This is a genomic window from Paenibacillus sp. UNC451MF, assembly GCF_000686845.1.
In the GTDB taxonomy this organism is placed as follows: domain Bacteria; phylum Bacillota; class Bacilli; order Paenibacillales; family NBRC-103111; genus Paenibacillus_S.
Genome location: NZ_JMLS01000031.1, coordinates 56,033 through 68,562 on the forward strand (window position 1 = coordinate 56,033; position 12,530 = coordinate 68,562).

A 12,530-nucleotide genomic window follows, 5' to 3' on the forward strand; every position below is an offset into this window, starting at 1 on the left:
AGAGTGAGCCAACGTATTAACCTCCTTTGTTCCAAGATGTTCGTTATTTCAATGAATTCAAATATTTAACCAAGTCGTTGATTTGGTTGTCTTGCAATGGAACTTGAGGCATTTTGTTGCCCGGTTTCACCGATTGAGGATCTTTGATCCATTGTTTAATGCTTTCATCGTCGTGAGGCAAGATGCCAGCAACCATTTCACGAGTTCCGAATCCGTTCAAGTTAGGTCCAAAGCCAAGTCCTTGTGCGTTAACCGCGTGACAGGACAAGCAGTTGTCTTTAAATACTTGTTCTCCGTTTTTAGCTTCTGCAGGAATCGAAGCCGGAGTTTTCATTTTCTCTACCCATTTGTTGAAATCCGCTTCCGATTTGGACACGACTTTAAAGTCCATCAGAGCATGGGACGCTCCACAGAGCTCGGCGCATTTACCCATAAAGGTATCCGCATCGTCTGCTTCCAAATAGAATACATTCGTCATTCCAACGTTCGTATCTTGTTTACCGCCGAGGGAAGGTACCCAGAAAGCGTGAAGCACGTCGGCTGATGTAAGTTCAAATGCGATTTTTTTGCCTGTAGGAATAACCAGATCTTGAGCTGTAGCGATTCCAAGTTCCGGATACTCAAATTGCCACCAGAATTGGTGTGCTGTTACTTTAACGTGTACTGCATCTTTGTCACCGATGTGATTTTCCGCTAATTTCACTGTATAACTCACTGTTGGCACAGCCAAAATGAGCAGCAAAATAATTGGAATCACTGTCCAAATGATTTCCAGCGTATGGCTTCCTTCAACTTGCTTCGGAATGATATCTTTATCGCCTTTCTTCTTCCGGAAGCGAACCAATACGTAAATGTAGATTACGAATACAACCACGACGACCAAGATCATAATGCCCAAGCTCAGCTTCATTAAGAACAGCTGGTCTCTGGCTACCGGACCTCTTGGCTTCAAGGCGGAAATCCTATCGTCTCCACACCCCGTCAGAAGCAACATCATCAACCCGAAAAGAGGGATGAAACGCCACAGATTTTGCCATCGATTCATCTTATCAATCCCACCTCTAAAGCTAATATTTTTCGAACAAAAGGTCATATATTGTCAATGAACCTAATCACCATATTAACTATAAATTCGTACCACTTTTTTGTCAATGAATCTGAAGAAGTTCACAAATTGTTCTCAAACAGCCATTTTCATAGCATTTTCATTGGTTTTTCTCCTTTGCCTCTCTTGTTTTATTTCCATAATTCAGGGCTTTTATGCATCTCAACACCTTTTGTCGAATAACGCATATTTCTCCCGAATTAACGGATTCTAATATAGAAGAAATTCAACTGCAGTTGCGAGGGCTATGGTGCTATGTGAATCAGTTTTCTCAATAGTCCCCCCAATTTATGCTTACAAGAAACGTTTTTTTCCACTGCTGTACTTTGCTTCATGCAAAACTTATGAGGAGGTTATGATGATGTTCCATCTGCGACTTTCATGGGCGGCGGTTTGTACAAGCTCCCTCATTCTCCTTAGTGGATGCTTCTCCACTTACGATTACAACAGCGCCAACAATTTCGGCAGTAAGCGGGATGCCCCCAGACAGGACACTACGCGGGCTTATCAAACGCAACAGCAATATGCCATTGTATCCCATAAGCATACTAATCTCGAAATGAATCAGTTTTTATCGGATCAGATTGCTGCTATGGATGGAGTTAACAGTGCTATTGTTATGCTCGCCGACAACACTGCTTATGTAGCGATCACCATCGACAAAACGGCAACCGGAACCCGAAGTGGGCTTTCCGGTCAAGAAACGAACAATGCTGGAACCGTGCGAGGCTTGTACAACCCAAGTACTCCTTTTAGCGATTATGCGGACCCGAAAAAACTGGCGACTGGAACCAACTCTTATGAAACAGTAAAAAACCATGAGCATTTAACTCATTTGTTCAAACAAAAAATTGCCGAGAAAATCCGCTCTCTACAGCCAACTGTTTCAGATGTTTATATTTCAGCAAACCGCAACTATATTAATGAACTGAACCGGATTGCCCAGGAAGCTTGGAAGGGTCAGGATTTGAAGCCATTTCTCCCTCATTTCGACGCTTTATCCGAGGATATTTTCGGTACACAGCCAACTCATCCTACAAGCACGGAATAAACCCTCAAGCTACTACACATCGTCTGACAATCATCTTCTATTTTCTTACCCTGAGAATCGCTTCATATTATATATGAAGAAACTCGGGGTTTTTGGTCTGAAGAGAATAGATAACTGAACTCTTAACCGATACTGGGAATAAAGCTTTTTTAGCTGCTGGTGCAGTTCAACGTTTACTGGTTTTGATTTTATGCCATAAAAGAAATAACGTCGGTTTCTTTTTCCTACGGCTTCCTGTAGAATGCATGTAGACGCCACAAGTCTGTTCAACGCATCTTGCGGTCGCTCTCGTTCGAAACGGCCTAAGATCTTGAACGGCTCGCATCCTATTATAGAAGAGAAATTTTTGGCTGCTGCTTACTTATAAGGATTTACTTCCGTTAGAGACGTTTAGGGAACAGACTTATGATGAATGAACTGGAAGATAAGGAGACAATCTATAATGAAAACCAATTTATTTGCCTCGCTAGGCATTAGTGAAGAAATTGTGGAAGCCTTGAACAATCAAGGATATACGGAGCCTACGCCGATTCAGCAGGAATCCATTCCGGTCGTGCTGGCCGGGAATGACGTTATCGCCCAAGCTCAGACGGGAACTGGTAAAACGCTAGCCTTCGTCCTTCCGATTCTAGAGCGCATTGACCCTAAGAAAAACTTTACTCAAGCTCTAATCGTAACGCCTACCCGTGAGCTGGCTATTCAAATCGCCGGTGAGGTGCAAAAATGGGCACCAATCAAAGGTGTACGCGTCCTCGCTGCATATGGCGGACAAGATGTCGAGCGGCAGCTAAAAAAACTCGAAGGCACTGTACATATGATCATTGCAACGCCGGGCCGTTTGCTTGACCATTTGCGTAGAGAGACGGTACAGCTTCAACGTCTATCCACATTGGTTCTTGATGAGGCGGATCAAATGCTGCACATGGGTTTTCTGAAGGAAGTTGAGGAAATCATCGTACAGACATCCCCGAAAAGACAAACCTTGTTGTTCTCAGCGACAATGCCCGGTCCTATCCGCAATCTGGCAAAAAGCTATATGAGAGATCCGCAGGAAATCAAGGTAAAGACCAAGCAGGTTACGCTAACAGAAATCGAGCAAATTGCCATTAAAACGACAGACCGCGGCAAGCAGGACGCATTGGTCCGTCTAATCGACGAATATCAGCCTTATTTGGCCATGATCTTCTGCCGGACAAAGCTTCGCGCTTCCAAGCTGAATGAAGCATTGCAGGATCTAGGCTATGCCTCCGATGAGCTGCACGGCGATTTGACTCAAGCCAAACGGGAACAGGTCATGAAGCGATTCCGCGATGCCAAAATCCAACTGCTTGTAGCTACGGATATTGCCGCACGCGGTTTGGATGTCGAAGGCATCACTCATGTGTTCAACTACGATATGCCTCATGATGTTGAAAGCTATATTCATCGAATCGGCCGGACAGGCCGCGCAGGTCAACGCGGTATGGCGGTTACCATGGTAGCGCAGCGCGACCAAGGTACGCTTGAGGCTATTGAAAGAGGCATCAATGCCGAACTGCCAAGACGAACGGCGAAGGCGGATGGAGAGCTGAGTGAGGCAAGAACAAGCGGGCGCAAAGTCAGTGAACGCGAGGAGTCAGGACGCGGACGGACAGCGGAGCCACGCAGAGGAGAGAACCGCGGCGGCTCACGCCAGGTTAAGTCCGGCGGCGGACGCGGGCGCGGCGACAGAGCTCAGACAGCTGGGCGTGAGCAGCGCAGCTGGAGCGAGGGCAGCGAGCGTGGTGCTCAGCAAGCACGCGGACGCGGCGACAGAGCTCAGACGGCTGGGCGTGAGCAGCGCAGCTGGAGCGAGGGCAGCGAGCGTGGTGCTCAGCAAGCACGCGGACGCGGCGACAGAGCTCAGACGGCTGGGCGTGAGCAGCACAGCTGGAGCGAAAGCAGCGAGCGCGGCGCTCAGCAACCGCGTGGACGCGGCGACAGAGCTCAGGCAGCCGGGCGTGAGCAGCGCAGCTGGAGCGAAGGCAGCGAGCGCGGTGCTCAGCAAGCGCGTGGACGCGGCGACAGAGCTCAGACGGCTGGGCGTGAGCAGCGCAGCTGGAGCGAAGGCAGCGAGCGAGGCACTCAGCAAGCGCGTGGACGCGGCGACAGAGCCCAAGCAGCTGGGCGTGAGCAGCGCAGCTGGAGCGAAGGCAGCGAGCGCGGTACTCAGCAAGCACGCGGACGTAGCGACAAAGCTCAGACGGCTGGGCGTGAGCAGCGCAGCTGGAGCGAAGGCAGCGAGCGTGGCACTCAGCAAGCGCGTGGACGCGGCGACAGAGCCCAAGCAGCTGGGCGTGAGCAGCGCAGTTGGAGCGAGGGTAGTGAGCGTGGCGCTCAGCAAGCACGCGGACGCGGCGACAGAGCTCAGACAGCCGGGCGTGAGCAGCGCAGCTGGAGCGGTGGCAGCGAGCGCGGTGCTCAGCAAGCGCGCGGGCGCGGCGACAAAGCTCAAACGGCTGGGCGTGAGCAGCGCAGTTGGAGCGGTGGCAGCGAGCGTGGCGCTCAGCAAGCGCGCGGGCGGAACGATAAGCCACGCGGTGGACAGTCGACCGGCAGCCCACGTGCAGGGCGTAATGATACTGGCGGGCGCGGACGTCGCGGACGCTAAAATCCCGTAGGTTCACCGTATAACTTGTTTTGTTAAATTGCATAAACCTTTACCTTGGCATGGAAAACATGTAAAATAAGGTATACGGTAAGTCGGCAAGGAACTTCCAAAACCAAGGAGGGGTTTCTATGTACGAACTAAGGGATAAGGATTTCATTTTTATATTTACCGGTCCTAATGGTGCCGGACGTAAAACAGTAGCTCAGATGTCAGGCGAGACACTAGGGATGAAGAAGGTTATATCGTACACAACACGGGCACCCCGTTCCGCGGAGTTCGACGGACAGGATTACCACTTTGTTTCACGAGATGCCTTTCTTGAAGCGGAGCGCAATAACGAGTTTGTGGAAGTCATCGAAATGGATGGAAACCGTTATGGCGTAAAGGAAAAGGATGTCGCCAAGATGCTTGATAAGTATGGGGCGATTTACCTTGTTCTTAACCGTTTTGGAGCCGAGTCTCTGAAGAAGCTCTATGGTAATAAAGCCGTGCGTATCTTCATTCATGCCGATTTGAAAACCATCGTGAAGCGTGAGGAAGATCGAGGCGATTCTCCGGAATTGATTCAGCGCTATACATCTCATTATGATGAAGAAATGGCGTATAAGGACCAATGCGAGCATATTTTCGAAAATCTCGATTTGGCTCATACGGTATTTGATCTTACTAAGACTTTGGATGACAACTATTTACACCGCAATCTGGTCGATAAAGACTAAAATAACTTATCCTATATAAATAGGATATTAAAAAGAGTCCCGCTGCAAAAGCTGGACTCTTTTTTAATGTCACTCATGAATGAAGTGTTATTTCTTCTTCAAACCTTCGATTAATTTATTAATTTCCTCATCGCCTTCTCGAAGCGCCGTATTTATATCCTTGCCCTCTAGAATAACATCCAGCAGCTTATTATTAACTACAGCATCAGCGCCTGTAGGAATCAACGACATCAGCTCAGGAGCACCGCCAGACGATGGAGTCGGAGCGGATTGATTGTAATAGTAAGCGCCTACATTTTTGCCGCCCATTAACGGCGAATCCGATCCAAACGCCTTTTTAATCTGATCATTAGTCGTAGGAGTACGTACGCCGCGCTTGGATTCCGTCATGAAGAACTCATCTGACGTCAGATACGATAAGACCTCAAAGGCTGCTTCCTTGTGCTGGCTCGTCTTCATAATACTGTACATCCAAGGGGACGGTTGATCCGCAATTTTTGGCTTATCGGCAAACGTAGGCATCGAAACGACATCCCAATTCATACCTTGTGGTATTAATTTGACATGGTTCAAGTCATTGTTGATGACAGCCATCGCAATGGTTTGCTCTTTGGCGAACGCCTGAAGCTCCGGATTGGTCGATCTTGAATTCGGTCTGTTATTGCCTGGAATTTGATAAATACGCATCAAATTCTGATACAGCTTCTTCCACTCTTCTGTGTTCAAGCTCGCTTTGCCTGTAACCGGATCAAGCGGTCTTAAACCGTACGGATTTTCCCTTAACAAATATCCGTGGAACGTAGACAGTCCCCGATATTTGGTTCCATCGATTTCGCGTGTCATTTTCTTAGCCAAATCATATACTTCATCCCACGTCATTCCGTCCGTCGGATACGCCGTTCCGAACTTATCGAACACATCTTTGTTATAGTACATAACGGATGTACTGGCTACGAAAGGAAGACCGTAGATGCCTTTACCGCCAGTGTATTGATCCAATGCTTTTAAAGATGCAGGATCGAGGCGACTCGTATCGTATTTATTTTTCTTGATCAAGTCCGACATATCGTATTCAAGGCCTAATCCTTGAATCAAATTCGGGTACCGGTTGTAAACATACCAGAAAATATCCGGGGTCGTTCCAGCCGTAACGAGATCCTCTAGGTTGCTGCCTTTGCCGCGCTCAATATATTTTACTGTGATCCAAGGGAATTTTTTTCTAATTGGATCTCCGATTTCTTTCTCGAAGTCCTCCGGCGTTTTACCTAATTCCGAAGAAAAAACAAGTTCAACCGGTTCTCTATTTTGCGGTTCGTTTGCTTTTCCCGATTCACTGGCTTTGCTGTCAGAACCTCCGTTGCCACCAGAGCATGCCGTAACTAGCATACTTAAAGCTAGAAAAGGAACCACCTTACGCATTTTCATTCTGTAACCCCTCCTGAAGAAATATGATGTGTCATTGCCAAACCATCGATGCTTTCACACCGGAGCGAAGCGACATTTGTAATCGCTTGCAGATATTATATCAACAAATATCCAATAATTGTGTTGTTCAATTAGTATTAAATGTCGTTACGCTATCCTGAGCGGCACCTACAATATGTTGATAACTTTTACATATAATTGAATTTTAGCTCAGCTAATAATGGAGGTCTCAGCACAGCAAAAAGAGTTGAGCAGCATTTGCCCAACCCATTAATGGTTGTAACCTATGAATTATGAATGAGTAAGAAACTTGCGCAGCCTAATCGTTTCGATCCCGGCTAGAAGCACAATACCAATACCATGAGTATCGTTCAACAGCCATGACAATTGATCCTTATAATATAATGAAGAGAAAGAGTAGCCAGATCCTCGGCACACGCCATAAATATTGCCGCTCTTATCAATGCAGGTGGCGGCCAAGCCGTCCCAGCCCTTAAATACAGCTTGAATATAAGGCTCAGTGTTCACAATCCAGCCAAAGCGTACAGCCCGGGCAAAAGCATACATGAACATCGAGGTGCAGGAAGCCTCCTCATAAGATTTGGGATCGGTAAGTACTTGATGCCACATACCCCTTACTCCTTGCAAGCGTAAATAACCTTCGCACAGCTCCTGCAAAAAGCTTATCAGCTCCCCTCTCAGATCATGATCCTCGGGCATTACCGATAACAGCTCCGTCAGCGAGAACAGTACCCAGCCATTCCCTCTTCCCCATGGCACGCCATTCGGCTTATCGAACTTCATATCATAGACATGGTGCATAATCTGCTTGTCCGACATGAACAGCTTACTTTTGTACAAGAGAAATTGCTTCGCAGCATCATTCAAATATGAAATGTCCTGCGTCAGCTCATAATATCTGCTCAAGAACGGAGTGCTCATGTATAAGTCATCGCACCAAATTGTATCCTTCATGAAATCGACCGTACCGCGTACCCGGTATAGACAGTCGTCCGCTAACCGGTCCTGGACGCTTGTAATATAATGAGCAATGTTATCGGCAACTCCCCGTGCCCCTTTGAGCTCCCGTTCCTTGTTGGTCTGCAGCATGGTCGCGCCGAAAGAACCGCAATCGTCCAGACTGTCAATGAGCGTTAGCTGGCTGTTTAAGCCCGGAGCCCCGTATTGCCTACTATCCCAATGAGCATATTCATTATAGGAGGTGCACTGCTCTATGTGATCCGCCACGTAATCGATATATGATTTGCGGGCTAGCTCCTTACCTGTCTGCAAAATGCCATAGAGCGTAACACCGAGCGGGTAATTCCATTTCCCGAACATCGTATTTTCCAAATAGGGCCTTACCCAAGTATCCGGTTGATCCGCACGCCAGAACGTCTCATCTCCTTCCGGCCCAAATACTTTGTCCAGACGTGTCGTATCTCCTGCAGCCGGGGCGGAAGAAGTGGAGAATGGGCCCAGGTAAAGCCAAGTATCCCTTAACCCCTCAACAGGATGAGGCGATGTCCATTGTATGGCCCCCTCGCTTAACGACTCCCATTGAAGACCCCAGTCAGCTGACGTACATGTCGACTTTACCACGAGATCATGGTTTCCGGGTGATAACGATAAGGGGACTGAAAAGCTTCCTCTGTCCTCACTTGCTTGATGGAAGAGCTGCCCGTTTAAATAAAGCTCCAACGAACCTTGATGTAATCCCCTCAACGTGACATGCTGCGGCTTATAGGCGCTGTTATTCAGCTTGGACCAAGCAAAAGCCTGCTGACCCGGTACATTACCAAATAGCCGTGAGAAGCATCCTTGACTCGAAGCTTTCTCTGACCACTCAGCATGGGGAAGCCACTTAAATCCTGTGTCAGCTTCTGTATATCCATTTTCTGGGAGGTTGGCGACGGACCATCTTTCGCTTTGAGGCTCGCTATAAATCCAGCCCTCCTGTCCTTCTCTTTCGACCGATGGAGCAAGGAAATGCAGCGGAAACCCTTTGGCAGAGCCGGTTCCGAACCTACCTCCGCACCCAGTCCCCGTCTTCACAAACTCCAGCACAAAGTGGTTCCAGCCCTGGGACAACCGCGCACGAAAATCGGTTTTAAGCTCTGGAAAAACTTCATGATTGATGTTCGATTGAAATTTTCGCTCTCCATTAATATAAACACGTACTGGACCGTAACAGCTCACGCGAAAAGGAAGGTCGTTCTCCTGCTCCATCCACAGCTTGCCCCAGACGTAGACGTAGCTCCCCTCCTGCATATTAGGAAATACTTCATGCAAATTCATCTCATAACGATAGTCCGACTTTCTTAAAAACCCGCTTCTATTAAAAGTACGAAAAACCGGCGCCTTCTTCGGATGGGATCCGATAAACCGATTGGTCACCGTTGCCAGCACTTCCTCAATGGGAGCATTGTTTCCTTGCATAATCGACTCACGTTCATGGAAATAAGTCATGATTTAATAACCTCACAATTAGATTTCCCCGCCGGGATAAAGGGTGGAGTGATATAATCTTTTGCTATGCGGCAAGGCATTGCCCGCTACAGAGACAGCCACATCGTAATCAGAGCTCGAGTAAATCGAAGCCTTCGTATGATCGTAAATGATAACTTGCTCCTTACCTGAACCGAGTAAATCGGCATGAGTCACATAGCCATCCGTCGGAAACTGAACTACCATGTTCATATACCCGTCATACAGAGCAGGCAGATCGCCACCGCCCCTCCGGTAAGCCAATATGTAATCCATCGAGCTGTCGTCCCAGCGGCTTACCGTTTCAATGATGGTCAGCCATCCATCCGTCTGTCGGTCTTCCTTCCATACCTCTTTGCCTTCGGAATCTAGCAGGAACATGCCGTCTTTACCTTTGCGTTTCCCGGCTCCATCCCCTCTGACAATGCGGTCAAGACCAGCAACCTGCAATCCAGGCAGGTCATCGCGAAATTTACCTAATGCCACGTGTTGTGATTCGACCGAGCCTTCGTAGCGCCACAGCTCTTGCCCGTGAGAATCGTACATCACCGTCACGCTTCCGCCGATGACTAGCTCAGGTTGGCCGTCGCCGTTCACGTCCCCGATCCAGATGCAGTCGGCATGATCGTCCAAATCGCGACAGCTCCATAGCCGTTCCCCCTTATGATTAAGCAGGTCGTAGCCTGCCATGACTTCATCATATCCGTCTCGATTCAAATCAACCGGCCATGGATAATGTCCTGGATTGCCGGCATGGGTCCAAAGCAGCTCGAACTCCGAGTTCAAAGCCCACATGCGGTGATACCGATCCTTCAAGATAAGATCACTCGGTCGATCGCCTCCTGTAAGATTCGCTATAATAATGCAATCGTGAGCTTGAGGATCCGGGAGCTCAAAGCTTCGTTTCACCTTGCCCGACTGTCCGTCAAGGATATGAAACCTATCGTTCATCACACAAAGCACCTCAAGGCTTCCGTCGCCATCCAGATCATAGATCTGAACCGGATAATCCGAGCCTGGGCCTCCAGCCCCCGGATCCGGCGTCCCTGTTTGCCACAACAGCTTTCCTTCAAGATCAAACACCGTGACGCACTGAACTTGATGGGGAATGTAGCGTACATCTTGGCGATTATCAGGCTGTACCATAACGATTTCCATTCTGCCGTCTCCGTCAAGATCTCCTAGCAGCATTTTGCAGCGGGGCCCTGCTGCACTAATATCCAGCTCGCCTATTAAAAACAAATCATCCTTAACCGATCTCATCCCGAACCCTGCCTTCCGTTAAATCACTGATTGGATAGACTATAAGTGATCTATGGTATCCATAGCCAAGCTTATCCATCTTATCTGAAAGCCATATCATAACCTTTACGTCCTACTCATGCTAATCATATCCAGATCGAATATTTATCGACAACCATCATTTTTTGCTTTAGACCTCATTATAGGCGGATATTAGCTTAATTTACTTTGGACTTTTTTGTTTCATTAAGGCTTTTCATATTGGACGGGCTATCTCTCCCCTTGCTTCTAAAAATAGGCCTAATTTGAAGGAAGTGTTCCTTTCGTCCGTTCGCATCGCAGCTCGAAATAAGTTAAACTGAAGAGGAAGAACCTTACTATAACCTTCGGAGGATTCCTTATGAAGCTTATTTCTATAGAACCGACACCAAGTCCCAATTCCATGAAGCTTAATGTGGATGAAGTGCTGCAGCGAGGGATACGGTTGACTTACAAAGCCAATCAAGCCGATGAAGCACCGGAACCACTCAAGAGCTTATTAGCTATCGAGGGAGTGCGCAGCCTTTTCCGAACAGCGGATTTCATTGCTCTCGATCGGGCACCCAGCGCTGATTGGGCTGCAATTCTTGCCGCAGCCAGACAGCTGCTGCTAACGGATAGCAGCGAAGGCCCGTCTGCCGAGCAAGCTATGAGCCCGACAACGAGCTACGGAGAGGCACAAGTCCTTGTCCAAATGTATCGCGGTATTCCTATCCAGGTGCGTGTCAAAACCGGGGACCGAGAAGTACGCTCTGCACTTCCTGCTCTATTTAGCGAGGCTGTCCAACAAGCGGCAGGCTCGTCCATGATCAGGGAACGAAAGCTGGAGGAATTCGGAGTTCGTTACGGAGAGCTAGAAGACATCGCGGCTGAAATTGTGAGTGAATTGGAAGCCTCTTACCCTCAGGAGAGGCTCGATGAGCTTGTAAACCTAGCTAAAGAACAGGGAAGCAGCGTACAGGAGGCTCCTGCTGCTGTCCGTCCTGCTCCATTGTCCATGGAAGAATTGGAGGAGCAATTCCAATCCGAGGACTGGAAGCAGCGTTATGCCGCATTGGAGCGATTCGAACCGTCCGTCGAGGCGCTGCCGCTGCTGGCAAAGGCACTCGCCGACGATAATGCGTCCATCCGCCGTCTAGCCGTAGTCTATTTAGGCGACCTGCGGCACTCGGAGGCGCTGCCTTATTTATTTCAGGCGCTGAAGGACTCTACAGCAGCGGTTCGCCGAACAGCTGGAGATACTTTGTCGGATCTGGGAGATCCGGCTGCGATCGAACCTATGATTCATGCGTTAAGCGATAAGAACAAGCTTGTCCGCTGGCGTGCCGCCCGCTTCCTCTACGAAGTTGGCGATGAATCCGCCGTGGAAGCACTTCGGATTGCTTCTAAGGATTCTGAGTTTGAAGTGCAGCTGCAGGCCAAAATCGCATTGGAGAGAATCGAACGCGGCGAGGAGGCCGCAGGTTCCGTCTGGCAGCAAATGACGGAAAGCCGCAAGGAAGGAAAAGAATAAAGCAAGAAACCCCCTAGCCTGTGAACTGCACCCCTTATAGTGGACATTGGTAAAATACCCTGGTGTTAATAACCGATGAAAACTGTAGGGGGTGCTTTTCGTTATGGCAAAAAAGGGGCAAAAGCTCACGACGTATAGCTTTGAGATAAGGAAAAAAGCAATAGAAATGCGACTTCAAGGGATGACAAAAGCGAAAGTGGCGGAAGAGTTGGGGATTGCTGATGTTGGACGACTAAAAGTATGGATGCGCCGTTATAAACAAATGGGGGAGTTTGGACTCCTAGATACTCGTGGAAAGCGAAAGGGATATGTTGACGAGG

The 12,530-nt window shown here is 48.5% G+C and carries 9 protein-coding genes; 5 read left to right on the forward strand and 4 right to left on the reverse strand.

The features are described 5' to 3' along the window. Positions 1 to 43 precede the first annotated feature (43 nt). Positions 44 to 1,045 (reverse strand): cytochrome c oxidase subunit II, encoded by a 1,002-nt coding sequence (gene coxB, locus BP97_RS0126515; RefSeq protein WP_028551821.1) that lies wholly within the window; start codon positions 1,043 to 1,045, stop codon positions 44 to 46. 421 nt (positions 1,046 to 1,466) lie between these two features. Here coxB and BP97_RS0126520 point away from each other — a divergent pair, with 421 nt between their 5' ends. The 3 genes from BP97_RS0126520 (at position 1,467) to BP97_RS0126530 (ending at position 5,504) form a co-directional block, all read left to right on the forward strand. Next, positions 1,467 to 2,156: a YhcN/YlaJ family sporulation lipoprotein gene (locus BP97_RS0126520; protein WP_051620994.1), complete on the forward strand. Its 690-nt coding sequence runs from the start codon at positions 1,467 to 1,469 to the stop codon at positions 2,154 to 2,156. A gap of 442 nt (positions 2,157 to 2,598) precedes the next feature. Further along, positions 2,599 to 4,785 (forward strand): DEAD/DEAH box helicase, encoded by a 2,187-nt coding sequence (locus BP97_RS41625; protein ID WP_064745742.1) that lies wholly within the window; start codon positions 2,599 to 2,601, stop codon positions 4,783 to 4,785. Positions 4,786 to 4,913: 128 nt separating this feature from the next. Beyond that, positions 4,914 to 5,504 (forward strand): guanylate kinase, encoded by a 591-nt coding sequence (locus BP97_RS0126530; RefSeq protein WP_028551823.1) that lies wholly within the window; start codon positions 4,914 to 4,916, stop codon positions 5,502 to 5,504. 87 nt (positions 5,505 to 5,591) lie between these two features. Here BP97_RS0126530 and BP97_RS0126535 read toward each other — a convergent pair whose 3' ends face one another. The 3 genes from BP97_RS0126535 to BP97_RS0126545 form a co-directional block, all read right to left on the reverse strand. After that, a complete protein-coding gene (locus BP97_RS0126535) occupies positions 5,592 to 6,929 on the reverse strand; it encodes an ABC transporter substrate-binding protein (protein WP_028551824.1) in 1,338 nt (445 codons plus the stop codon). A gap of 291 nt (positions 6,930 to 7,220) precedes the next feature. Next, complete coding sequence (locus BP97_RS0126540; protein ID WP_028551825.1) at positions 7,221 to 9,398, reverse strand: glycoside hydrolase family 88/105 protein; 2,178 nt, start codon at positions 9,396 to 9,398, stop codon at positions 7,221 to 7,223. Between the two features lie 18 nt (positions 9,399 to 9,416). Continuing rightward, positions 9,417 to 10,679 carry an FG-GAP-like repeat-containing protein gene (locus tag BP97_RS0126545; protein ID WP_028551826.1) on the reverse strand — a complete coding sequence of 421 codons (1,263 nt, stop codon included), beginning with the start codon at positions 10,677 to 10,679 and terminating at the stop codon, positions 9,417 to 9,419. A 379-nt stretch (positions 10,680 to 11,058) separates the two neighbouring features. On the opposite strand from BP97_RS0126545, the gene BP97_RS0126550 reads away from it, so the two are divergent. Next, complete coding sequence (locus BP97_RS0126550) at positions 11,059 to 12,210, forward strand: virulence factor (RefSeq protein WP_028551827.1); 1,152 nt, start codon at positions 11,059 to 11,061, stop codon at positions 12,208 to 12,210. Between the two features lie 103 nt (positions 12,211 to 12,313). Then, a partial coding sequence (locus BP97_RS0126555) for a helix-turn-helix domain-containing protein (protein ID WP_028551828.1) occupies positions 12,314 to 12,530 on the forward strand: 217 nt, incomplete at its 3' end.